Below are 22,222 nucleotides of genomic sequence, written 5' to 3'. Positions count from 1 at the left end.
TACATTAACATTAACAATCATGGAGGTGTCTTAATGGCTTATAAATTAGCTTTTGTGCAGAATAAAGGCGGCGTATTGAAGTCATCAATGACAGTAAACTTAGCAGGTCTTTATGCAAAACAAGGAAAAAGAGTTTTAATCGTAGATGCTGACCAACAAGGTAACTCCCTTCTTTCTTTTGGGAAAAATCCAGACAAGTATCGCACAACTTTACACGATGTTTTAGTTAACTTTGCACCTGCTAGAGAAGCTATTGTAAATGTGTATAAAAATATCGATATTCTTCCTTCTAATGAAATGATGAGTTTCTTAGATTTCGACATACTACCAAACTTAGATAAATACATAAATCCTTTTTTACTTCTGAAGGTAGCATTAATGTCTGTTGAAGAAGATTACGATGTGATCTTATTTGATAGTCCACCAAGTTCTGGACTAATTCAAAGTAATGTAATTTGCTGCACGGACAGAATTATCATTCCTTTCCAACCAGAACAATATAGTGTACGTTCATTAATTAAGATCATTGATGTTATTGGTCAATTTAAACAAAAACACAATCAGAACTTAGACATCGCTGGTGTGGTTGCTACACTCGTTCAGAAGAATACCAAATTACATACCGAAGCGATAAAACAAGCAAGAAGTTTCTGTAATAAAGAAGGCGTTCATTTCTTTAACGCTAACATCCCTAGAAGTATCTCGTTTGCTAATTCCATCGCTTATAACAAGCTACCTCTTACTTTAGCTAAAAAAGATACTGAATTTGCATTTTACTACAAGAGTTTATTTAAGGAGCTGAATGAACATGAGCAACCGCAATATAGCTGATTTATTTGGTAATAGTGCAGTAAGACCAACAGAAGGAAATGAAAAAGTAGAACAACATGAAAATAATGATAATGAAACATTACAACAACATAATGATAACGTTAATGTTAACGTTAATAAAACATTAGAGGGTGAAGGGGAAACTACACCATCAGAAGTAACTCCAGAGACACCTACTGTTCCTACAGGAGCAACACCTGGAGATACTGACCATGATCCCGAAACACCTAAAGAGCCAACTCCTATTGTGAATCAAGATGATATCTTAGATTTCTTAAAAGAGGATCAAGAAAAGAAAGTGGTCGGATTCCACTTAGATAAAGATGTAAGACAAGCGTTCCAAAAACTTCTTGGTAAAAAACCACAACGTGGGAAACAATCAGAACTTGCAAATAGAATATTCCGCGACTTCTTTGAAAAAAGAGGATTACTATAAACCCTACATTTCGTAGGGTTTATTTTCGTTTATTTTCGTTTATATAACATTAATATTAACGTTAACATTATGTTAATATTACGAATTGATAACGTTACATTGTTGTTTTGTGAACAAAGAAAAAAGCCTGATAATAGGCTTTTTATTCTATATCCTTATGCAAGTACATAACATATATAATGCCTGTTATCCTTGTAACTCTTCCCAGCTTCTACCGTACAACTGGGTGTGCTGTTTAGTTAAGGAAGAGTTACTATATTTTTGTTCAACTGGTGGTTTCATTTTGCAGATAAATGCATGTTGCAGATCACCACCTGCTCTTACAGAAATAATTGCATGAAACCGTGGTAATCTCGATGCATCATCAATTGAGATTGTTGGTTCTAATCGATGTTGGGACAACTCAAATGTTTTAATATGATCATTCGAGAAAAGGATTTGCTGCACTCCACCGCCTTGCAAATTCTCTTGTAAAGAGTGCGGTAACTTATTCCAATGATGAAATGCATATAACGCTCCAAATCGCTCCTTGCGCCCCTCTGTTCCAATACGTCCCATTAGTTTAGTTAACCCTTCTGTTGCGTACTGCTCCGGCTCGTTAAATACAATGAAACATCCCCTACTCTGTTCTTCCTTACTCATAAGCATACGTGTCATAAATGTTTTAAGTGTAATCCAATGGACAAGTGTTTTAGATGCTAATTCCCCTAACTTACGGTTTGGTATGCGGATAATAACAACTTTTCCTTCCTGCATCCACTTAGCGAAATCCACTTCTTGCTTTGGCTCCTGCGAAAAGATATCGAATAAGGTATCGTTACCAAAGAAATCATCTAAACGATTCAATACTGCATCCGCTTTACTTCCTAACTCTTCATTAGTTCCCCAGGACAGTAACTCTTCTGCTAATCTCTTGTTTCCTTCTTGGAGCAGCTGTTCAATTACGCTTATACGAAATCCTTCATCCTCTATAATTCTCTTGATATTAAATAAAGATCCACCTGCTGCCTTTGCTGCTGCTTTTAGGTATCGTTTAGAACGGGCCATTTTCTCCATGTCTCCAAAGAAATCTATAACTTCATCGGCAAACCTACTTGCACCTTTTCTACCTAATTTCGTAATAACTTCGGTCAGATCCATAGGGACAATGTAATTTTCATCGCTCAAATCAATATCTATAATTTTGTCACTTGGCAACGCATCCCTTATACCGTCTGCCATACCTCGCTCTCCTGCTTCACAAATCACTTCAGGAATAATAGCACTAATACCATGTTTTAAACATCCGTCTACCACCCAATTTTTGATCGCGGTGTCCTTCCCATTTCCTTGCCCGCCAATAAATGTATACCCTCTGTACAATTCGTCTGGATTTCTAACAGGAAAATAGATTGGTATCTTTTTATCTTTCAACTCACTATCCCCTAAATGAATTCCATTTGGATCACATAGCACACTTGGAATATCCGTTTCTGTTCGTTTCTTAACATTTAACGCTTCCTCATAACGCCGTTGTAGCTCTGATGTAGGCATTTGTATTGCTAACTTAGACATTTCATCAGTAGAGATTAAATTTACGTTACCGTTCATTTTTGTGCGTTTGGAGAGGTGTAATGTATTTAACTCTTGGATAACTTCTTTCTTTCTACTCTTTATATTAATTTTAACGCCGTGTAGCTCGTTGTTATCGGCAATTTCACTAAATGAAAGGGATAAGGTTTCACTTATCGTTTCACGCGTTAGGCGGTCTTGTGAGTGCGCTGCTATGCGTATATGACTTTTAAATACAGGATTGTTTAATTTTTCACGACTTGCATTACTGATATGCCGTGAATTAATTTCATCTTCCAAACTGAACGGCTTATCGACTACCTTACCTTTCTCGTATGACTTGTTGCTTTTGAAAAATGTATTTGCTAAAGCATTAAACAAATCCGTTATTAGGAAATTCACTTCATTCACGAAACCTCCAAGCGCTCGTTTTGAAGCCCCTATCACCACCCTGGAGTTTATTGTCGCTCTTTGCGGTATTTTTCCTTTAGAAAGTTTCTCATAAGCCCAAGATGCATTCTTTATCCACTTCTGACGGTTATCCGCTTCATTACATACACTTAACCTTGCAAAGTCACCATCAAATTGCAATTCGTCTATTGTGTTCATGACTGCAGCAATAGGGGTCTTCTGCTCGTTTGAATTTGTGTTCAAGCTAAATATATCGTGTTTAAGATATTTTAACTCCTGGACAATCGTATTTTCTTCCGGGACTTGTATTTGCTCAAGGGAAGCTTCTTTAATTGTGACACTCATCTTATTTTCCAATTTTCGTTTTAACTTAGTTGCTTGGTACTCTGATGTAGAAATATAAAACTCAATTTTCTTCTGGCCGTTCTCTTGTTTAAATATCACATCGAACCAAAATAAATCCTTTTCACGGTACATAAAGCGTAGTCCATCACGTTCTAAACGGGTCCCTGGCGACTCATACATTTCATACATCTTATAAATGGCTTTCCATAAGCGACGCGTGTTATTTGTAACATTGCTATGAGGGATAATACGATACACAACCATTTTATTTTGCTCTACTTGGAAGAAATCAGACCATGCTATAGTTTCCGTTCGCTTCCACCACTTCTTTTTCTTCTTTGGTATTTCTGCCGGCACACCACCAAGATAAAGCGCAGGATAGTAAAACTTCTGCTCCTGATCCGGTAAATTCTCTTCTTTCTTCTCATCCACTTCACACACCTCCAAGTATGGTAAGAGCAAGGATTAAAAGAACTGAATACCAACTTACGGTTTTCATCAAGCTCCCTTTCCCTAACATGGATGAAATGATGATAAAAGCACCTGCTGCAATCGTGGTATATCCCATCAAATCTGGAAGGTTAACAATAAACCAATCCCATAACAGCGCTCCACATTCTTTAAAGAAATAACCGATTGGCTTTAAAATGAACTCAACTTCCGTATGAACAATGCTATCGCTAAAACTATTTAAAGCATCCATAAATGAGCCTTCTTTTGCTTTTTCACCGATATAACCACCTGCACTCGCTAAAATCATTTGACCGCCTTCTAAGATGAATTTCATGATGTTATCCCCCTTATATTCCTTTTAAGAAGTCACGAATATCAACGCTATGTCTAGCAAGCACATATCCACAAGATGCACCAATCAAAATTTCTAGCGCTTTGGTACGGTGACCCAGCCCCCAACTTGCGCCGGCAAATATTATTACCAATACTACCCCTGCATCGAAGGCGTTCATAATTGCGCCATGCACATTTCCAAAAGTGCTATTAACACCAGCTGCAAGTGCTGCTTTAGGTAGGATCATGATAAGTGAACCGGTGGTACCGGTAATAACTCTTTTTAATACGGTAACATCGCTTTTCTTCTTGTTCTTGTAGCTTCCATCCATAAACGAACGAAACGGTATTACCTCTGTTTTCGCCATGATGTACACCTCTCACATGTTATTTTTTTAAAACTGGACATACTAACGGTAAATCCTAAAAAACGGAGGGATTACGAATGCATGTAGCTATCGCTGTAGCAGTAGGGGCAGTTATTGGTGCGTTAGTTAATATTTTTGTGGGCTAGATGGCATAAATGGCAGTGGGCTTATTGAAGTCTGCTGCTTCTTTGTTTGCGATTTAAGTTGTTGGATCCGTTCGGATGCAGTTGGTTGCGGTTTTGGTTTTGAAGATGGAGCAGGAGTTATTACTTTTTCTGTTTTAATTTCGATTCCTTCCACTTTTGGCTGTTCAGATTGCTTTGTATGCTCTTTTTCTACTTCCACGAGACTCATAGCTTCCCAAATTAGTTTCTTCACATATCCGCTAAAATTACGACGTTTAACATGTTGTAGCATTAATCTGTCTTTCTCGTTCTTCTCGTTGAAAGCAACGGGTTTGCTGAATTTAGCCATCTGCAACACTCCTTTTGGTAGTAGCGGTAATATCGCTTTGTTATAAGGTATTTCGTGATGCTTGAACAATATGCCTAATCTATTTTGCATTTGCGTATATTTTTTTGCATTTTGGACGAGGATGGTTAAAAAAGATTACGGAGGAGATTCATGTGTGGGGTAGAGGTATCGGGAGACATAAAACAAAGCTAGCTAAATTTTTAGCTAGCTACGATTATTCAATACAGGAGTTTTCCAAGGTTAGTAAAGTGAACAGAAATACATTGGGGCAGTTATGTAACGATAAGGATTATGTACCTTCCCCAAATACCATGCAGAAGGTCATGAAGATAGTCAGAAAACATGAACCACGAAAGCAAGTCACTGACTTCTGGACTATGTAAAACGATAATACCGCTATTACCAAAATAGACATAAAAAATAGCCCTACTTTTGCAGTGGACTTGTTGGTTAGCTATAAGCGCGCTATACGCTATTAGCTATATGCGGTGGATATGCTTTTGTTTCCTGTACATAAAAAGTATTTTCCCAAATAAAAAAAGCCGCCCAACAGGACGGCTCTTGTTTTTACACTCTCGTACACCACCAGTCATTATCCTTCATCCATTTTTCAAATTCAGAAAGCTCTGGCTCATACAGTCCACCAGTAATGTAGTAAAATGCACCTTTATTTACGAATGACTCAACCCACCATCCGCGAGCTAATGCATATTCCAATAATTTCTTAGCTGCTTCAACATCTGAGAATTCACCTGTTTTCACACGAACTCCATTATCGACTGGTGATACATTCGCTACTGCTTCATCCTTTTCTGTAAACCAAGCTAAGGATTTACTTCCCACAAGATAGTTCAAATCACACTTACCAATACCAGGTACATTCCCTGTTTCAGTGTATTGCCAAATATCGCATGGATACGCTGGCTTATTACCGCCATAACGTGGAATCCATACAAAATCACATTTCACATTCGCCATACCGAATGGAGCGTACATATGATGGCCAACATATAAGCCTACTTTCTTAGCACCTAATCGGCGTAATTCATCGATAAAGGCTTGTGTACCTGCTCGCATATCATCCATTGTTTTCACTTCTACATCTGCAACCCAAATCGTAGCGCTCTTATCACCACGGTTCCAAAAGTCTTGTGCTTCTTTCTTTGCATCAGCAATTGAAATAAAGCGACAGAAAGCGTAGTTACCAAACGGAATACCATGTTGCTTCATTGCTTGTACATATCCCTTATATAGATGGTCCACAGTATTTGTCCCATCCTGCACACGAGCAATAATAAAATCTACATATTGTTTTGCGACTGGCCAGTTAATATTACCGTTCCATTTTGAAATATCTACAATAGCTTTTGAAATATCTACAATAGCTTTTGCCATTACTGATCAGCCCCCTTTTTTTCTTGATCCCCAAACCACTTACCAGCAGCTGGATTTGAAATTACACCAGCAGCAATTAAGATAAATAAGATTACATCCACATACTCCTGGTATCGCCCTAAATTAAAATGAGGGACGGTATCCATAAGGACCATCCCTAGCAAAGCGAATAACGCAACCCACAAACCACGATTCTTTAATTTCTCTTTCATAATCAACCCATCTCCTTTTCTACATTATCTAAACGTTTGTGCGCTTGTTTCGAACTTTCTTCTACCCTTGTAATACGCTCGCCAAGTACAATCATTTGTCTTTCATTGGCTTTTAAATCGATACGAATATCATCAACCCCCTTGCTGATATACTCTAATTTCGCGTTTGTTTCTGCCCCCTGTCTACCATCTGACTTAATTTCTTTCGAGCGATTTAATGAATAAGAAAGGTACCCGATAACTAGTGAAACTGCTGCAATAAGTAAACCGATTTCAATCGTCATATGTTAACTCCTTTCCAAAATAAAAAAGCCCACTATTGTGCGCTTGAATTGCTGCATCAAGAATACGATGCTGCTTGCCCTCTTAATGAACGTAGTGTATTAGGACTAGTAGAGGACTTATCATATTGAAGTACCAATTGATTTGTAGCAAGTGAATAGGTCTTATATAAACCACCACGTCCATTATCTTCTAATGTGTGATAATACCTGTCATCCACTAAAACTAAATTTGGAATGAGGTAGGGTGGATTTGTATCAGATAAAACGTTCAAGTTATTATCACATTCCAATATAGAAGATGTCCCTATACTTCTGTCATCTCGTTTGAAATATATTTTTTCTTTCGTTATCCTGATTAAGCTTATTCCATCCCTATTATCATCTGTTAAAGGGGTAGAATAGGTCCGTACTACTTTTTTGTTTTCATAGTCCATCACTACACGTGTATAAACATTATGTGGATTTGATTCTTTAATTAATAAATCGCCATTGTGTAAGAAGTCTTCATTTAAAAAACTTAACGATACACCAGAGAACACAACTTGAAAAAGAAAGTCTAAATTTTTATTATAAAATTTAAATCCATTTCCATATCGACAAGCAATGATTCCCTTCCTTGCATGGACCATCATCCAGTTCATTTGGCTTGCACTATCTTCATAAATACCAGAAACGGATTTCTTGAACTTTCCTTTTTTATCGTAAAGTGTAAGTCGTTTTTTAGGATAATTCATAACTACAATGTCTCCATTTAGAAACGTTGCGAAATCCGTCTTACCATATAAAACTGGAACGCTATTTTCAATATCGATTGTTTCAGTAATCTCCCCAACCTTTTTGAAAGTTTTCATATCAATAATAACTAACTCCAGTAATTTAGCGCTTGCATCATATCTCTCAAATACAGCTGTATTGACATACGGCGCAGCAGACATACGTAAATATGAGGGAATTTCGTTTCCATTCACATCTGCGCGCTGTGCATTTTTATCATAAATATTGAAATCACCAAAAATAAATTGTAAATCCCACATCTTCCCTCTTTTTGATCCAACTCCATGAGGATATAAATTGTTTGATATTTGCTTATGACCAAAGTGTTGCTCTAAATATGGCATTACTGAAGCACCTCGCTCATAACATCACCATCAATATCATAGGTAGGTTTAAATACCTGCGTTTCGGTTACAGTCGTACCATTATCCGCATACTTAGTAATCGTTTGTGTTAGGTAGTTCCCATTCGCATCTGGATCAGAAAGAACGGATTTTTTTCTAAGAGTACCGCCTTTCGTTTTCCATTCGACCGTTTTGTATATGCCTTTTTCATCTTTTGATGATTTATATATACTCAATGGCTCTAACAGTCCGTCTACCTTTTTTGTATTATCAGCAATGTTATCTTTATTCGTAGTTATCTTTTGATCCAGTGTAGTTACATCTTCAACTTGTTTATTTGATAAATTCGTTAAAGTTTGAGTTGTGTTTTTCAGTCCTAACCCAACCTCTTGTAACGCATCTTCTACATTGTCTTTTGTAAAGTAAGCCCCTGCATCCTTTAAAGTTACGTTTGCACCCTCACGACTTGGAGATAAATCCGTATCAAGTTGTGTTTTAATTTCATTAATAGCTGCTACAATCGTATCTTTACTAATTGTTTTTAAAGTCAGTAAATCACCAAGTGTAGTTTTTGACGCTACACCATCCTGTAATTCTTTTAACGCTTCATACGTTCTATTGAAAAACCAGTCAAAATAAGAAGCCGGAGGTCTTTGTGCTACCTTCCATCCTGAATCTTTTATTCCCTGTGGCGGTTCAATCCCTTTGCTTTTCCATTCAGGTAGTTGTTTTGTGAAGTTTGCCATATTGTGCCTCCTTTCAAAATAAAAAGAGAGACAGTCATGTCCCTCTTTTGTTATACATGCCGTATTTTATTAAGAATTAATCAATTAGTTGTATTTTTTTAGTCACGAATGTGCCATCAGCTTTTTGGATAACAATCCTAAGCTCATCATCTTGTTTTGTTGTTCCACCTTGTCCATCAAAATGATAAATGAGTCCTCTGTTAGCTCCTGTTGCAGCCTGCGTTCCATAGAATGGACTTTGTTTAACTTGGTTGATATCCATAGTGCCATCATGTCTCATTCCAGATTTTTTAACCCCGTTATTCTTCCAAACTGAAATGTATGCATTTGTGAGGTTTTCACTTGAATCAATCACAAATCCTTCTCGTGTCGCTGAGTTCACCTCTGTAGCTATAATTTGCAATTTGTTCCCAACTGACGACGACCCGGATTGTCTTATTGTTGTAGTTTCTACTTCAAGAGTTGAAATCTTCTTCTTTTCTTGACTTACACCAAGCCATAAGTCTTTAGTAAGATTAGAAACTGATTGAGTACGACTGATGCTATCTGTAGATGTAGGCATAACAATAATAGGTTGAATTCCGTTCGTAATAGCTAATTCAATCATCTTATTAATATTGCTTGCATACTGAGATAGACTGGAGATGTTCATATCTTTCTGAGTTCCATCAGGAGCCGTGAATGTTCCTACGTTGGTTCCACCAATACTATTAAAGTCATTAGTAAAGTACTCAATGACAACAGTGTCAGGTTTGTTATTGATAACATACTCTTGAAACCAAGATAGTGCATATGTTGAAGTGTGACCACCTTTAGAAAAATCTAATACAGTCGGGTTACCTCCGTCAGCTTTCATTAACCTTGTAATCTCACGAGTTGTAGCTTTGTTATGATAAACTCCCCAACTATCCCCAATGTATACCAATTTGTCATTCGCATTGATTAGTTTATCTTTTTTAGTTTCGTTTATATACATAGTCGTGTTACCGATTCTTAAAGAGTTTACTGATGATCCGGATGCATTAACATCATACACTTTTACTTTTATGTCATCTCCTGGGTTAAAGTCTAAAGTGACTCTTTGCAATACTTCATTGATAGGGACTGACTTGACAACGTTACCCTTATTAAGATAGTCTAACGTACTTGGATTCTTGGAAGATATAAATATCTCAATGTATCCTTTATCTACTGGCTTAAGTTCAAACTCTGCTCCATGAGAAGCACTAGCAAGGTTTAATACCAAATGATTTCCACCAAGTAATTGTAGCGTTTTATTAGTGTTATCTATATTGGTGATGTTGTTGTATTTACTAAATGATGTTGTTAACTTCCAAAAACCTGACAAATCGCTACCTAGAAATTGAGTGATATTCTTTAATCTCTCAGAGTGTTTAGGACTCGCTTTATAGATGTATTGTGCAAAAGCATAATACCCTAACTCTGTATAATGCATACCTAAAGGTGCATCGTGTAAATTACCGATTTTTCCATTTGTAATATTACCTTTTAGGGGTTCTAATAGTATGAATGTGTTTCCACTAATTCCAGTTACCCTATTCATACTTATATTTAAATTGTCATCTTGGATAACAGCAACCCATGAGCCACCACCATGAGATATGTCCCCACCAGTTACAGTTACAAAACTGTCACCAGCCTGACCAGTGATTCCGCAAACGTAATTACCACCTGGATAGTTTGATACTCCACTAGGTGTTCCAGTACCGTATCTCCCCATCGTAGCAAATAATTCTAAGAACAAAGGCTTCAATGTTAATGAACGTACATTACCAGTAAGTTCCTCAATTTGATTTGTAGCTGCTTCCGCCTTTTGCTTTGCTGTAGTTGCATCTGTTTTCGCATCCGCAAGATCTTGCGCTTGTTGTTGCGTCATCCCTGAGTTTTTTGCTTCGTTAATCGCTTCGACAAGATTATCTTTTTTTGTTGTTTGTAATTCTGATAAATTTCCAACATCAAGCTTATGAAATGCGTTATCTTGCAATTCTTTAATTGCTTCATATGTTGTGTTTTGCATATAATTCATATATTCAGCAGGTGGGCGTTCATCAATTTTCCATCCACCTTCTACTTTTGATATAGGAGGTTCTATTCCTTCTGCGTTCCATACGGGTAATTTTCCAGTGAATTCTGTCATATAATTTTCTCCTTTACCATGACTTCAATACATCTTTTGTTCCATCTTTAAATCCATTTATTTTAAAGTAACCGCCTAGTTTCCCTCCGCGTCCATCTTCAAAGTTAGCAAACCCTTGTTGTTCATCTGGTGGTTCATTTATTGCGCTAAATCTAAAGTCTCCAGGATAATAAAACTCATTAGAAACCAACTCACTAAACCCATGTTCAGCATCATCTTGAACCTGGTCCTCATATTCCGAAAACATAAATGAACCAATGTAAAATAAGTCAACATTAGTACCACCGACAGCTAATTCATTTACAATTAATCCGAACTGTTCTAATGAAATCCCTAACGAAATAACATAATCGATATCAACTTCAATATGCATGCCTACTGGTTCCCCGGTTCGCCATTTTTCTTTAATGCTAATGAACTTCTTTTCAATACCAAGAATAAATGATAAGAAATTTAATATTGTCGGGATAGACCCATCAGAGTTGTTCCGGATGATACGAGATTTTAATAAAACTCGAAAAACTTCATCGTCAAATCCCATCCGATCTTGTCCGACGTTTCGCCCCATATAATCAAGGGTTACTCCTTTTGCATTATCTATGTCACGCCAATCACGAACTTGATAAAGTAGATCTTCATTTTCTTGAATATGATTAGCAGCTAATTTCAACATTTTAGAAATATTGCTATTTTCACTTCGGTTATAGTTATCTGTTATTCTATTTATTAACTTTTTATATACATCAGACAATATTGATCACTACCTTATTGAAATCAATATTAGGTACTTGGAAACGTTCAATTTTGATGTTTGAAGTGGTCCATGTCGCCCCGTTATTTTTGGATAACTCCAATGCACAATCTTTTACACCAGGTACGTTCGCAAAAATGTTTGCAATGATTTTTCCGGCTACTATTGTATCTCCCATTCCTAATCCACTATGATTTACTCCGTTTTCATCAAGTCCACCAATATACTTAATTACTTCTGTTTTAACCATCTTTTCTCCCATAGAGTTGGCTGGGAATTCACCGTCACGATATACAGTAATACGAGCATAAATCGGTTGCTCAGTTGCCCGACTAAAACCGATTGTATGTTCATTTCCACCTTCATCAGTAACATTAAATTGCTTCTCTCCATATGCCCGAATACCACCTGGTTTCGCCTCTAAAATAACTTTAACAATAACGTCATCTTCTCCACCGTATACAACAGCTTCAAAACTATGCGGGGGTCTGCCATCAGAATCAGGTACACTATCAGTATTGTTGAAAATGATTGCCGTACGAATGCCAGGTACATCTTGAAGCAAACGAGCGCGTATACCATCCGGAGTGGATGACTTTGTTGAGAACGTATTTGCGTATCTTCTACGCAATTCGATATCTGTCTCTTCTTCTTGTCCATATCGAGTTTGTTCTGGATTTATTACGCTGTTCACCCCAACGCTAGGGGTAATAATTTCTGAGATTGTATTAGGTCGTACATTCCCTTTAGTCCCTAATTCACTAGCTACAATATTGACATCAACAACACCTTTTTTGGTTTCGTCATGACCATTTTCTATAGTTACGAATTCAATGCCATCTTTAGTAGCAACTATAGTCCCTGCCTTTACAGTGGCGCCAGATTCAACTTTAAATTGAGCAACGCCAATCGCTGGTTTTGCTCGTTCGCGAATCATTCCGCGATTCTTCGCAACGTGATCTAAACTGATTCCTTCAGCAGTAAAGTAAAATGAACTATAATAAATTGATTCTGCTAATTCAACTTCTTCAGCTCTAGCAAAGGCGATATCCTGAATGAACATCCCTAATGGGCCTCGTTCTGATAAATTAATATCATTTCCCCATAGGTTACGAGCTTGTTCTTCCATATCTTTGATAAAATCAGCATATCTTTTCCGTTTGAATCCCTCTGCTGTTAACATGCATTACACCCTCCCCTCTAACGTTTCTCCTGTTCCTTTTTTCGTGAATTTAAAATCGACAGAAAGCTTACGATCCGCTTTATCATAATCAAATGTAATATCTTGTATATTCTCTACTCGTTCATCTTGCAAAGCCGCTTCAAATAGCGCGTTTGTGACAAGTGTTTCATCATACTGTTTTGCTTGAACAGTTGTACGATCAAAACCATGACCCTTAGGATTTAAGAACCATGAGCCCTTTGCAGTTTTAAAAGTCACAGATACGGCTTGCACTAGTTCATCATCATCTTCAACCATTTTGAAAGAATTCTGTCCATCCAACTCAATGTCATTTGTAGCAGGATTGATATATAGGTTTTTCATATACATCCCTCCTTATCCGATTTGTGATCCATTTACTTCTACAATACCTGTCATGCTTATTTTTCCACCGCCGATAGAAATAGTTGCTCCACCTAACTTTTCACCGATAAGCAACTTATCTGTATCAGCAGCAGGTAAATTATTTGTAAAAAGATTTATTCCACACACTACAACTGCATCATCCACCGCGAGCATACGTTGGCTTGCAGGGTTATTAGATTGATACATAATGTTATCTATTTCTCTTTGCACAAAGACCACTAGCACAGTATCTCCGCGTTTATACGGAATTCTAATAAAGAAATCTGCTGTTTGTTGTATTCCAACTGGTACTGACTTAATAAGAGTATCACCAGGAAGCAGATTTACATCGGCTTTTGATTTGATAGGATCATAACTGACTATTTCTCCAATGGCACATGTATTTAGGCCACCGACCGTTTTCTCTTTAAACCTTCGAAAAAAATCATTTGCTTCTTTCATACTGGATACACTTCCATTTCAGTGAAGTACGTGTTTCCATTCGCTTTATGTCTACCTTTTTCCACTCGAAAAATACCATTAGCCGTTTTTGATTTAATTTGTAGGATGCTATCCGTTGTAATTCGGTGGTGGAGTAGTGATACTACCTTAAACCCCTTCATTACAATCTTCTTTTTGTTATCATCAATACCGACTTCATAATTACTTTCCACTGGTGAAGGTGTACCAATTAATCCGTGTTCTTTGTCCAAGATAAATCCAATCCTATCTCCATCAAATTTATCTCGAATAAAGATGCTCCCACGATTCACATGTACCTTTGCTCCGCAATCCCTTGCTACTTCAACAATCGCCTGACCTAGCATTGTTTTAACGGTCTTAGCGCTCTTGTATACAACGTTTGTGGGCAAAACAAATGACCCAACCTGCAAACCACTCATGCCGATTAGGTCACCTAATACTTGTTTTCCTGTTATGTTTTCTGCATAGGCTTTATCCACCCATTGCTCCATCCATTTATCATTTACATCAATTACATTTACCTTTGTAATCTTATCCACGCCACTCCATTCTGTACGCGGATTCCTTACAAATCCAACTAAAACAGCCCCTACATCCGATTGGTACCCCGCATTTATAATGACGGGTTGCCTATCTTGTATGCTATTAATTGTTGAGTCTTTTAAATTATATATTTCAATTTCAGATATATTCGGATCAGATCCATCATCAAATGGCACATCAAAATTTATAGTAAAGTCTTCATTTTTAAAGACGGTATTACCAATAATCGCTTCATATTTGCGCCCCCATAACATACTCATACTAATCCTCCTAACTCCAATAGCACCGTCTTACCTAAGTTTTCAAAGGTGACTCGTGTTTCACTACCGCTATTATCTTTAGGAGTGATTGTTACTTTCGGAAGTCGCTTATCATTCAATGCATAAAACAAAGGTAAATCCAAAACAACTTTTTCTCCTGCTACAATAACTTGGCCATCTTTTTCAATTCCGATTGTAAAGAAATCAAATCGTTTATTGTAATGAACCTCGAATGTAAACAATTCTTTTACTAACTCCATCTCAAAACGATATGGAATCTCTTCTTTTACAATTTCAATATGCACTATATCACCTACCCTGTAGGTTGTTTTCTTCCTGCTGAAGATACTGTTTTTGTTTGCATTGCTTCAGCTAAAACAGACGGTTTAGCAATTCGCACCGACACTAAGGTCATGCTGAATTTTAAACCGCCTTTTACTTCAACGCCATGAGACGTATTAAAACTTTCTATTACTACGTTATACCAGGCATTACGATATATATAATTAAGGAGCTTCCCTTGTTTTTGATATCGGATTAACTTCATAAGACGTGCAGAAGCATCTGGACCAGTTAAAATACCACTGATGTCCATCTTATCGGTTTCTCTTTCTACATGATCTGCAATAGATTCCCCGTCTTCAATCGGATGCTCCGTTACTTTTACACCATACTTTGGATTCTCGTCATAAACGGTATCCAAAATAATGTCACCTAGCTTTGCTTTGGGCATAAAACCACCTACCTACTATGTTGCTAGATTCATCTCACTCCAAAACTTCTCTATTTCTTTTCTCGCTGCTGCCGCTGCTTTTTGTGCAATTGTATCTGCATTATCTGCGCCACCGTTAATATGAATTGTGACTTGCGGTGCAAATGTACCGGATGAACTTCCACCACCACCGCCACCACTTCCTTGTGATGGTCCCTCTTTTTCAAGATTCAGTGTAGGCCTTGATCCAGTTGTTCCTAAAATCCCTGCATCTCGTAATGCATTAGATTGACGTGCAGTTAATACCGCTTCATCTTTATGAAGTATCGCTTTGTATCCATCAAACGGCACTTGCGCAAGACCTGTAGCATGACTTCCGTCTGCTCCACCGCCACCCATCCAAGAAGGCAGCGAAGGGAAATCAATTTTTGGCATCTTAAAGTTCGTTATTTTACCAACAAAGCCATCCCATGCGCCCTTTGCTCGGTCTATGAAGTTGAATAACGGACTAAAGAAATCCGATACGGCTGTTTTGGCTGAATTCATCGCGTCACCGATAGCGGTTTTTACAGAATTCCAAATATTTTCCGTGGTTGATTTGACCTGGTTAAATTGATTTAAAATCGTGTCGTAAATAGATGTCGCTATTCGTACAACAATGTCAACCGCTGATCGGAAGGCTGATTGTATAGCTGAAGTGACGGCATTCCAAATTTGCTGTGCTGTGGATAGAACTTGATTAAAGTAAGTAACTATCGTATTCCAAATTTGAGTAGCTATTTGAACGACAAAATTCCACGCCATTGTAAAAAATGTCTGTATAGCCGTGGACACTGCTGTCCAAATCGTGATAGCTGTTGTGAGAATATTGTTAAAAGCTGTCGAAATAGCCATCCAAATATTCATCGCAATCGTGACTACAATATTCCAAATTGCGGAAAAAATCGTAGTGATGGCCGTAACTATCGCCGTCCAAATTGTGACTGCTGTTGTCCATAAAAACGTGAACACGGTAGTTATGCCCGTCCAAATAGATGTAGCTATCGAAACTGCAATAGACACCAGTGTTGTGAAAATTGTCGTTATCGTTGTAACGTACAGATTCCAAAATTCGACCGCTGTCGTAACTAACATATTCCAAATATTCACAAGACCTGTCCAAATATCCATCGCCGTTTGGACTACCCATGAAACAAAATTCGACCATAAAGCTTGGACAATGGTAGTTAAAATAGTCCAGATCATTGTCGCATCCGTAACTAATTGATTCCACCATTGCGTAACGCCCTCAACCATCGATTGTACGCCTGTCATTACCCATTCAACCGCTGCGTCCCACGCCTCTGAAATCGCTGCACCCATGTCATTCCACGTTTGCTTTGTCCAGTCAACCAACGATCCCCACGCTTCTGTAATAGTTCCCCACAATTCAGTAGCTTTTGCTTTAATAGTGTCCCAGTTTTGGTATAAAAGAATACCTATCGCAATAACTGCACCAATAGCAATAGCTATCCATGTTAACGGGTTTGCTAGTAAGGCACCATTTAATCCCCACATTGCCAACGTCTGCGCTACTGTGCCGGCTCTCCACGCTATCATTAAGGCGTTAATACCTTGAATAATAGTAAGGCCCATTGTCATGATTTTGAACGCTCCGACGGCTGCTGCTGCCCCTATTAAAATAGCTGAAATTGGTTCCCAGTTATCTTTAATAGATGTTCCTGCATCAATCATAGCTGTAACGATGTCAGTAAGTCCCGGTGTAATCTCGCTTAATTTCCCTGTAAGATCACTGAAAGCCTGTAATACAATTGTACCTAGTGGCGCTGCTGCTGTGATTATATCACCTATGACACTTGCAACATTCCCTAATACATCCCACAATACAGGACCGTTCGTTTTCACATATTCTATAAAACTTTTAAACGAATCATTACTACTTAACGATTGACCCCACTGCGCGAATTTTTCAGTAATCCCAACTAATCCATTCTCCATTTCTTTACCTAGTGGTGTAAACGCCTGTAGCATTCCAAAGAATCCTTGGAATACATTACCCGCGATGTGCGCCCAGTTATAAAGACTGCTTGATGCTGTTGTGCTTAACCATTCGAAAAAGCTATTCAGACCACCACCGGAAACAAAACCATTCATTTCTTCCAGTAGTTGCGTTACAACCGCGCTCACATTTGCGATTGTTGGCGCTAAACCTGTTAACATGGACTGCGCTAACTTTAAGCCCTGGTTAAAAGCATCGAAAATAGGATTTTCAAATTGCTTTGTAAAGTCGCCCCAAAATGACTTAAATTCCTGTAATTGTTGTAATGCGCCCTTTTGTGACTCACTCATCCCGTCATACAGTGCAGCTAATTCTTTTTGCGCTGCAATTCGCTCTTTTGCACTATCGGCGTTATCAATCTTTTCTTGTATTTGATCAACTTGCGTCGCTGACTCGAATACTTGACCTAAAACACTAACCGCAACTGCTCCATATGCAGCAGCTCCAATTCCTGCTGCTGCAAATGATGCAGCTAATCCCATTATTCCTGCTACAAGTGGAGCAGCCGCAGCCGTACCAACTGCGGTTAATGCTCCAATTGCAGTTACGATGAGTCCTATTTTTAAAGCTGACGTTTGGGCTTCATCACCAACATTATCCACTTCTCTTGCTGCAGCTCGGGCCGCTCTCTCTAATTCTTCCATCGCAACACTACCCGTCGCGCCCATTCCGACCATCTCTGTTGAAGCTTCCCCCGCTTGATCACCGACTTCATCTAATGCCTGTGCGGCCTGGTCTGCCTGACTCTCAACTCCATCAAGCATTCCATCTCCTACTGCTGCCATTGCTGCTAAACCAGAAGCAGCTCCTTGCGCTTCATCACCTATTTCATCAATTGCACTTGCTGCACTGTGCGCTTCTGAAGATATTTCATCGAAAGCTTCACTACCAGTAGTTGCCATCAAGGAGAATTCCGCCATTACTTCATCGATTTCTCCACCCATTTCCTGAAGGGCATCTTCTATATCTTCTACATCTCGCTCAATTTGATCTAATACAGAAGTGTTTACAGTATCAAAATCAATACCAACCGTTAAATTCCGTAAATCAGGCATCTATTCGCCCCCTTTATTTTGGGGTTTTTGGCATTTTATTTTTCATATTCTTTTCCGTTATGCCAATCGCAGCTAAAGATTCCATAACATCCTCTGCATCCCATGTTTTTACTTCCTGAGGACTAATGTTATAGTGGGCAGCAATTACATGCGCCCACCAAAATTTTGCTGCTCTTTGAATAAAGCGCTTATCAACACTTTCAATGCGTCCAAGCGCTCGTAATTCCTTATTTTCCTTGTTGAAATCGCATAGCTGATAGTACCACGTCGTCTAATTCAGCTGAATCATCAAAGTCATCCAGTGTCACTTTAGGTTGTACAACAATATTCTCTAATACCGCTGCATAAAGAGATCTACGTTTACTCCCTTTATTTTCATCAACTTCATCCATAATATCTAACCAGGTAGACGGTGCTACCTTTTGGAATACATATTCTTTCTTCTCAACTTTACTAGTGTGTTTCTTTTGTTTTGCTGCCATGTTATTGGCCCCTCTCTATTTTTATTTATCTATTAAACTGCTGAATAATCAGCTACATAAACCGCTACTTCAACACCACTTACTTCTGCTCCAAATTCTTGAGTCGGTGTTTTGAGGATACGGCACTCATTACCACCAGCTTTAAATTTACTATCGTTTACATCGATAACTTGGACTGGGAAGTTACGTTTCTCTTTTGATAATTTACGTAAGTGCGCCAATGAAGAAGATGTGTGTTTTAGCGTGATTGTGATTGTTGCTGTATTATCAGCACTTTCAGCAAATGTCACATCACCATGTGCCCCAACATGAGGAATCACGTTATCTTCATTTTTTTCACAGTTTACAAAAGTACCATCCATAAAACCCACCATAAACTGACCGTCAACGATGACACTTACTTTCTTTGGATCATAAGAATCTACCATATTGTATGAACCTCCTTAAAATGATTAAAGTTTTAATACACCATTGATTTTTACGTTCTCAATTGCACCAGCAATTGTTGCTTCCCATTTCACATCCGGAAGGATTCTCTGCGCTTTATCGTTTGTGCTTACTTCTGCACGAGTAGGAGCAGTAATACTGTAAAGTGGATTCCCATCATTATCCGTCGCGATAATTCCCTGATTCACACCTGTTTTTAGTGTTTTCTCAACCTCTGCAATAACAAGTGCAATACCAGCGTCCGTATAAGGGATTTTTGGAGTACGCACTAATAACCCGAATACGTTTTCTGTCATTCGAGCTTTTAAGAAATATTGACCTTGCAGAATATCGATGTATTCACCAGACGTAGTAACACCCTTTGAAGTAATGTTCACGCCACCCTCAGTGATATAAGTTGATGCATTGTTCGTTTCGATCTCTCCAATTGCTGTTACATCATAATCAGCAGGAGCAATTCCATTTAATGTTTTAAATGTCCATGTGTACGAACCTACTTGTTGTGGCGCACATACACCAACCCAAGCTGCTGCTGGATATTTTTCTGGAGCAGGATGCACAAGAATGACAGTATTTTGCGAGTTTAATGTTTTCGCCAGTACTTTGTTTACTGTCGATGCAAAATAGAACTTTTCTTGTGTATTAATCCATTTAGAAAGCTCCGTAACAACTGGATCGGATTGATTCGTACAATGTAGATAAAAGAAATCGTTATATTTCTTAACTAATTCATTTAGAGCTGCACTTAAATCAGTCGGCTTCCCTGTTTCCGTATAAGTAACACCTAGCACAGCTAGCTTTTCCGGACGTGGCGCTTGTCCCAAAATAGCCGATGCCATTTTATAAGTTTCAGAATTAGTACCATAATCAGTGCCAATTCCATCAATATCCGTATATTCTTTGTAATCCAGCTTCTTGTCTGTAGATAAAATAAGCGGTAAACCAAATCCTTTTTGGCTCACAGCTTTTGTTTGTCTCGTGATAGTTACACTAACGTAACGATTACCCATGAGAAATTCCTCCTTCTGTTATCACAGCACTATCAATCCACTCAATGTCTTTTAGTTGCTGATGAGGTACTCTTAAAATGACATCAAAACCGTTTCTGCGCTCATAATCCTCAATTACGAATGCATCACGATTGATAATATCGGTCTGATCTGCAACTGCTACACCGATACTTTGCAGTACATCTAATCCAGCAAAAGAGAACCAGTCATATATCTTCTGCGCTAATACAACAGAATCATCATCATCCATAGCATAAGAAGTAAATGAGATAGTAACTTTGTAATCACTTAATCTCTGTAACTTATATTCGCCATTGATAACAACACCAGTTTCTTCCGCTTGTCCTACTGCTTTTCCATGTGCAGTTGTAAATTTATATGTTGCATGTGCTACTTTTGGTCTTTCACCCATTTGATCAGCCATAATGATAGGAGCAGCACAATGTTTTTTTATAGCAGGGATAAGGATGGCTCTTAATTCTTTTGCATTCATCCGTCTACCCCCTTTGCATAGTACATATATACATCTGCATAATCTTCATAATCTTTATTTGTATCTATCGTATACATTTGCTTTTTGTATTCGATTTTCTGACCTATTTTTAACGGTTCTAACGTATAAATCTTGCGGTCTTTTCTCGTATAGGTACCATTCGCTTCCTTTTGTAACTCATCCGTTGTAAGAGGAAGAATAATACCTATCATGTGTTGTGGTTGCACCTTTGCACCTGGTATCCACTTTCCTTCATCGTCATAATGTCCCTCAGTCGCTTCTACATGGACAATAAACGATACTTGGAATTCTTCAACGAAATCAGCAAATTGAAATGCTTTTCCACTCATTACTCCACCTCGTGTCGGATAGCCCCAATCATGCGACCAGTATCATGCAGAGGATTAGAAGAACCTTTTACATTTCTTGTAGATGCAGCATTAGGTGGACTTTTTACAGTCCTAGCATGGCGCTGTATCATACCAGCAAACTCCATGCCAATCATATCTACAAACACATCCGGATCAAGACGTAGGTTAATTACGTCATCTAAGAACGATTCGATTTTATTGCCAATCTTATCAACGTTACTGTCAAAGCCTGTACGAATAAATGAACGTTCTGGAATCGTTACCGACCTCATAAGAGCAAACACTGGCTTTATATCACCATTATTGACTAGCGCTAAAACACCATTACTTCCATCTTGAATCCCAAGTGCCACTAGCCCCGGGAAGTCAGAAGCACGTTTGTTCTTTGCTTCAGGGATAAGCGGAATCGTTAGCCATTCACCCTTTTTCGGTAATATAGTGGTACCAAATTCATGTACCGCTGCAATAGTAACTAAGTCGGCATCATTCGGATATTGATAGTTATCTTCGCCGTGAATACCTACTGTAATTTTCTTACGCCCTAGCTTTTCTAATGCCCTCTTAATACGATTGGTATTACTCGTACTGCGAATAGTGACACCCATTATCGGAACCTTACTTTCCGATACGGTTTTAAAAAGTTCAGAGCAGACCGATATGTTGCACCCTCGAAAAAGCTCTTACTCATATCACCTAAGGATTGGCTCGCAACGTTTTGGCTTTCTTTCATCGATTTCATAATCATATCTACAGCAATTTCAACATCAGGAGGTAAAGATCCATCTGTAAATTGTGGCGAACAAAAACCGTTTATATGAGCAATTGCTCCAGCTCTGTATTGTTCATCTGTTAATGCCACAAGCTCGCCCCCTTT

The 22,222-nt window shown here is 38.2% G+C and carries 27 protein-coding genes; 2 read left to right on the top strand and 25 right to left on the bottom strand.

Annotated elements, in window-relative coordinates:
• Together KI356_RS05245 and KI356_RS05240 are read left to right on the top strand one after the other, a co-directional pair.
• Positions 1 to 831, top strand: an 831-nt coding sequence (locus tag KI356_RS05245; RefSeq protein ID WP_238486174.1) for a ParA family protein, incomplete at its 5' end; no start/stop codon positions are given.
• Positions 809 to 1,267 (top strand): hypothetical protein, encoded by a 459-nt coding sequence (locus KI356_RS05240; protein WP_212934969.1) that lies wholly within the window; start codon positions 809 to 811, stop codon positions 1,265 to 1,267. The genes KI356_RS05245 and KI356_RS05240, both read left to right, overlap by 23 nt.
• Positions 1,268 to 1,453: 186 nt before the next feature.
• On the opposite strand, the gene KI356_RS05235 is transcribed toward KI356_RS05240, so the two are convergent.
• The 25 genes from KI356_RS05235 to KI356_RS05115 all read right to left on the bottom strand — a co-directional run bounded on the left by KI356_RS05235 (position 1,454) and on the right by KI356_RS05115 (position 22,207).
• Positions 1,454 to 4,006, bottom strand: a complete 2,553-nt coding sequence (locus tag KI356_RS05235) for an ATP-binding protein (RefSeq protein ID WP_212934968.1) — start codon at positions 4,004 to 4,006, stop codon at positions 1,454 to 1,456.
• 1 nt (position 4,007) lies between these two features.
• Entirely contained in the window at positions 4,008 to 4,361 is a 354-nt protein-coding gene (locus KI356_RS05230; RefSeq protein WP_212934967.1) for a hypothetical protein, read from the bottom strand.
• 13 nt (positions 4,362 to 4,374) lie between these two features.
• Positions 4,375 to 4,728: a glycosyltransferase gene (locus KI356_RS05225; protein ID WP_212934966.1), complete on the bottom strand. Its 354-nt coding sequence runs from the start codon at positions 4,726 to 4,728 to the stop codon at positions 4,375 to 4,377.
• A 126-nt stretch (positions 4,729 to 4,854) separates the two neighbouring features.
• Complete coding sequence (locus KI356_RS05220) at positions 4,855 to 5,202, bottom strand: hypothetical protein (RefSeq protein WP_212934965.1); 348 nt, start codon at positions 5,200 to 5,202, stop codon at positions 4,855 to 4,857.
• Positions 5,203 to 5,769: 567 nt separating this feature from the next.
• Entirely contained in the window at positions 5,770 to 6,597 is an 828-nt protein-coding gene (locus KI356_RS05215) for a glycoside hydrolase family 25 protein (protein ID WP_238486173.1), read from the bottom strand.
• On the bottom strand, positions 6,597 to 6,809 hold the full coding sequence (locus KI356_RS05210) for a hypothetical protein (RefSeq protein WP_212934964.1): 213 nt from the start codon (positions 6,807 to 6,809) through the stop codon (positions 6,597 to 6,599). The genes KI356_RS05215 and KI356_RS05210 overlap by 1 nt, the downstream gene beginning before the upstream one ends.
• Before the next feature lie 2 nt (positions 6,810 to 6,811).
• The gene (locus tag KI356_RS05205; RefSeq protein ID WP_212934963.1) at positions 6,812 to 7,093 is read right to left on the bottom strand and encodes a hypothetical protein; all 282 of its coding nucleotides are present in this window, start codon (positions 7,091 to 7,093) and stop codon (positions 6,812 to 6,814) included.
• A 56-nt stretch (positions 7,094 to 7,149) separates the two neighbouring features.
• Complete coding sequence (locus KI356_RS05200) at positions 7,150 to 8,211, bottom strand: hypothetical protein (RefSeq protein WP_212934962.1); 1,062 nt, start codon at positions 8,209 to 8,211, stop codon at positions 7,150 to 7,152.
• Complete coding sequence (locus KI356_RS05195) at positions 8,211 to 8,957, bottom strand: hypothetical protein (protein ID WP_212934961.1); 747 nt, start codon at positions 8,955 to 8,957, stop codon at positions 8,211 to 8,213. The genes KI356_RS05200 and KI356_RS05195 overlap by 1 nt, the downstream gene beginning before the upstream one ends.
• Positions 8,958 to 9,033: 76 nt before the next feature.
• Positions 9,034 to 11,115: an SGNH/GDSL hydrolase family protein gene (locus tag KI356_RS05190; protein ID WP_212934960.1), complete on the bottom strand. Its 2,082-nt coding sequence runs from the start codon at positions 11,113 to 11,115 to the stop codon at positions 9,034 to 9,036.
• 13 nt (positions 11,116 to 11,128) lie between these two features.
• Positions 11,129 to 11,866, bottom strand: coding sequence for a baseplate wedge 1 family protein (locus tag KI356_RS05185; protein ID WP_212934959.1), 738 nt, complete (start codon positions 11,864 to 11,866; stop codon positions 11,129 to 11,131).
• A complete protein-coding gene (locus KI356_RS05180; RefSeq protein WP_212934958.1) occupies positions 11,859 to 13,049 on the bottom strand; it encodes a baseplate J/gp47 family protein in 1,191 nt (396 codons plus the stop codon). Before KI356_RS05180 ends, KI356_RS05185 begins: the two co-directional genes overlap by 8 nt.
• Before the next feature lie 3 nt (positions 13,050 to 13,052).
• The gene (locus tag KI356_RS05175; protein WP_212934957.1) at positions 13,053 to 13,412 is read right to left on the bottom strand and encodes a contractile injection system sheath initiator; all 360 of its coding nucleotides are present in this window, start codon (positions 13,410 to 13,412) and stop codon (positions 13,053 to 13,055) included.
• A 12-nt stretch (positions 13,413 to 13,424) separates the two neighbouring features.
• Positions 13,425 to 13,895 carry a Gp138 family membrane-puncturing spike protein gene (locus tag KI356_RS05170; RefSeq protein ID WP_212934956.1) on the bottom strand — a complete coding sequence of 157 codons (471 nt, stop codon included), beginning with the start codon at positions 13,893 to 13,895 and terminating at the stop codon, positions 13,425 to 13,427.
• Positions 13,892 to 14,719 carry a phage protein gene (locus KI356_RS05165; protein WP_212934955.1) on the bottom strand — a complete coding sequence of 276 codons (828 nt, stop codon included), beginning with the start codon at positions 14,717 to 14,719 and terminating at the stop codon, positions 13,892 to 13,894. Before KI356_RS05165 ends, KI356_RS05170 begins: the two co-directional genes overlap by 4 nt.
• The gene (locus KI356_RS05160) at positions 14,716 to 15,024 is read right to left on the bottom strand and encodes a phage baseplate plug family protein (protein ID WP_212934954.1); all 309 of its coding nucleotides are present in this window, start codon (positions 15,022 to 15,024) and stop codon (positions 14,716 to 14,718) included. The genes KI356_RS05165 and KI356_RS05160 overlap by 4 nt, the downstream gene beginning before the upstream one ends.
• Positions 15,025 to 15,032: 8 nt before the next feature.
• Complete coding sequence (locus tag KI356_RS05155) at positions 15,033 to 15,452, bottom strand: phage baseplate protein (protein WP_212934953.1); 420 nt, start codon at positions 15,450 to 15,452, stop codon at positions 15,033 to 15,035.
• Positions 15,453 to 15,467: 15 nt separating this feature from the next.
• Complete coding sequence (locus KI356_RS05150) at positions 15,468 to 18,545, bottom strand: phage tail protein (protein WP_212934952.1); 3,078 nt, start codon at positions 18,543 to 18,545, stop codon at positions 15,468 to 15,470.
• 227 nt (positions 18,546 to 18,772) lie between these two features.
• Positions 18,773 to 19,027, bottom strand: coding sequence for a hypothetical protein (locus tag KI356_RS05145; RefSeq protein ID WP_212934951.1), 255 nt, complete (start codon positions 19,025 to 19,027; stop codon positions 18,773 to 18,775).
• 32 nt (positions 19,028 to 19,059) lie between these two features.
• Positions 19,060 to 19,455 carry a phage structural protein gene (locus tag KI356_RS05140; protein ID WP_212934950.1) on the bottom strand — a complete coding sequence of 132 codons (396 nt, stop codon included), beginning with the start codon at positions 19,453 to 19,455 and terminating at the stop codon, positions 19,060 to 19,062.
• 24 nt (positions 19,456 to 19,479) lie between these two features.
• Positions 19,480 to 20,484, bottom strand: coding sequence for a DUF3383 family protein (locus tag KI356_RS05135; protein ID WP_238486172.1), 1,005 nt, complete (start codon positions 20,482 to 20,484; stop codon positions 19,480 to 19,482).
• Positions 20,477 to 20,977 carry a phage neck terminator protein gene (locus tag KI356_RS05130; protein ID WP_212934949.1) on the bottom strand — a complete coding sequence of 167 codons (501 nt, stop codon included), beginning with the start codon at positions 20,975 to 20,977 and terminating at the stop codon, positions 20,477 to 20,479. Before KI356_RS05130 ends, KI356_RS05135 begins: the two co-directional genes overlap by 8 nt.
• Positions 20,974 to 21,327: a hypothetical protein gene (locus tag KI356_RS05125; protein ID WP_212934948.1), complete on the bottom strand. Its 354-nt coding sequence runs from the start codon at positions 21,325 to 21,327 to the stop codon at positions 20,974 to 20,976. Before KI356_RS05125 ends, KI356_RS05130 begins: the two co-directional genes overlap by 4 nt.
• Positions 21,327 to 21,953, bottom strand: a complete 627-nt coding sequence (locus KI356_RS05120; RefSeq protein ID WP_212934947.1) for a hypothetical protein — start codon at positions 21,951 to 21,953, stop codon at positions 21,327 to 21,329. The genes KI356_RS05125 and KI356_RS05120 overlap by 1 nt, the downstream gene beginning before the upstream one ends.
• The gene (locus tag KI356_RS05115) at positions 21,953 to 22,207 is read right to left on the bottom strand and encodes a head-tail connector protein (RefSeq protein ID WP_001218898.1); all 255 of its coding nucleotides are present in this window, start codon (positions 22,205 to 22,207) and stop codon (positions 21,953 to 21,955) included. Before KI356_RS05115 ends, KI356_RS05120 begins: the two co-directional genes overlap by 1 nt.
• Between the last annotated feature and the right edge of the window lie 15 nt (positions 22,208 to 22,222).

The organism is Bacillus hominis (assembly GCF_018332515.1).
Taxonomy (GTDB): Bacteria; Bacillota; Bacilli; order Bacillales; family Bacillaceae_G; genus Bacillus_A; species Bacillus_A hominis.
This window is presented reverse-complemented; position numbering and strand designations above follow the sequence as displayed.

Bases quoted from the DNA above. Each gene is read 5' to 3' on its own strand.
- KI356_RS05240 (WP_212934969.1), top strand. From the start codon at position 809: ATGAGCAACCGCAATATAGCTGATTTATTTGGTAATAGTGCAGTAAGA.
- KI356_RS05230 (WP_212934967.1), bottom strand. From the start codon at position 4,361: ATGAAATTCATCTTAGAAGGCGGTCAAATGATTTTAGCGAGTGCAGGT.
- KI356_RS05225 (WP_212934966.1), bottom strand. From the start codon at position 4,728: ATGGCGAAAACAGAGGTAATACCGTTTCGTTCGTTTATGGATGGAAGC.
- KI356_RS05220 (WP_212934965.1), bottom strand. From the start codon at position 5,202: ATGGCTAAATTCAGCAAACCCGTTGCTTTCAACGAGAAGAACGAGAAA.
- KI356_RS05215 (WP_238486173.1), bottom strand. From the start codon at position 6,597: ATGGCAAAAGCTATTGTAGATATTTCAAAAGCTATTGTAGATATTTCA.
- KI356_RS05210 (WP_212934964.1), bottom strand. From the start codon at position 6,809: ATGAAAGAGAAATTAAAGAATCGTGGTTTGTGGGTTGCGTTATTCGCT.
- KI356_RS05205 (WP_212934963.1), bottom strand. From the start codon at position 7,093: ATGACGATTGAAATCGGTTTACTTATTGCAGCAGTTTCACTAGTTATC.
- KI356_RS05200 (WP_212934962.1), bottom strand. From the start codon at position 8,211: ATGCCATATTTAGAGCAACACTTTGGTCATAAGCAAATATCAAACAAT.
- KI356_RS05195 (WP_212934961.1), bottom strand. From the start codon at position 8,957: ATGGCAAACTTCACAAAACAACTACCTGAATGGAAAAGCAAAGGGATT.
- KI356_RS05190 (WP_212934960.1), bottom strand. From the start codon at position 11,115: ATGACAGAATTCACTGGAAAATTACCCGTATGGAACGCAGAAGGAATA.
- KI356_RS05180 (WP_212934958.1), bottom strand. From the start codon at position 13,049: ATGTTAACAGCAGAGGGATTCAAACGGAAAAGATATGCTGATTTTATC.
- KI356_RS05175 (WP_212934957.1), bottom strand. From the start codon at position 13,412: ATGAAAAACCTATATATCAATCCTGCTACAAATGACATTGAGTTGGAT.
- KI356_RS05170 (WP_212934956.1), bottom strand. From the start codon at position 13,895: ATGAAAGAAGCAAATGATTTTTTTCGAAGGTTTAAAGAGAAAACGGTC.
- KI356_RS05165 (WP_212934955.1), bottom strand. From the start codon at position 14,719: ATGAGTATGTTATGGGGGCGCAAATATGAAGCGATTATTGGTAATACC.
- KI356_RS05155 (WP_212934953.1), bottom strand. From the start codon at position 15,452: ATGCCCAAAGCAAAGCTAGGTGACATTATTTTGGATACCGTTTATGAC.
- KI356_RS05150 (WP_212934952.1), bottom strand. From the start codon at position 18,545: ATGCCTGATTTACGGAATTTAACGGTTGGTATTGATTTTGATACTGTA.
- KI356_RS05145 (WP_212934951.1), bottom strand. From the start codon at position 19,027: ATGGCAGCAAAACAAAAGAAACACACTAGTAAAGTTGAGAAGAAAGAA.
- KI356_RS05140 (WP_212934950.1), bottom strand. From the start codon at position 19,455: ATGGTAGATTCTTATGATCCAAAGAAAGTAAGTGTCATCGTTGACGGT.
- KI356_RS05135 (WP_238486172.1), bottom strand. From the start codon at position 20,484: ATGGGTAATCGTTACGTTAGTGTAACTATCACGAGACAAACAAAAGCT.
- KI356_RS05130 (WP_212934949.1), bottom strand. From the start codon at position 20,977: ATGAATGCAAAAGAATTAAGAGCCATCCTTATCCCTGCTATAAAAAAA.
- KI356_RS05125 (WP_212934948.1), bottom strand. From the start codon at position 21,327: ATGAGTGGAAAAGCATTTCAATTTGCTGATTTCGTTGAAGAATTCCAA.
- KI356_RS05120 (WP_212934947.1), bottom strand. From the start codon at position 21,953: ATGGGTGTCACTATTCGCAGTACGAGTAATACCAATCGTATTAAGAGG.